Raw genomic sequence first — 460 nt, forward strand, 5'->3', positions numbered from 1 at the left:
GCGGGCGGCGCTCGGCGGCCGCGCGGACCGCCTCGGGCGCGGCGGCCGACGGCTCGACGCGGGCGATGTACTTCACCCGGAGGCCGAGCACCTGCTGGATGGCCTGACGGAGGTGCTCGCTCACGCCGGGCTGCCCCGCCGTGCCCGCCATCTTGAACGAGTCGACGTCGTTCTGACTCGGGAAGGAGAGGGTGAGGACGTCGTCCTTGAGAGCGCGCACCTGCGCCGTGTAGGCGACGAGCCAGGCGGTCATCCTCGCCTTCTGCACGACCTCGAGGATCTCGGGCCAGCTGTCCTTCATCCGCTGCAGGGTGATCGGACCCTCTTCGGCGGCCGCGGGCAGGACCGGGGCGGAGGGAGCGGCGTCGGCGGGCGGGGTCGGAACCGAGGCGGGCTCGGGGGCGGACCGCGCGGGAACCTGCTCGACGGGCACCGCGGGCGCGCCGGCTCGACCGGGACG

Annotated in this window: 1 pseudogene; it reads right to left on the minus strand. The window is 75.0% G+C overall.

The window, feature by feature from the left end:
• Positions 1-460: pseudogene (locus B0T42_RS20380) on the minus strand (DNA polymerase III subunit gamma and tau); the annotation flags it as partial.

Source organism: Rathayibacter rhapontici (assembly GCF_001995175.1).
Lineage (GTDB): Bacteria > Actinomycetota > Actinomycetes > Actinomycetales > Microbacteriaceae > Rathayibacter.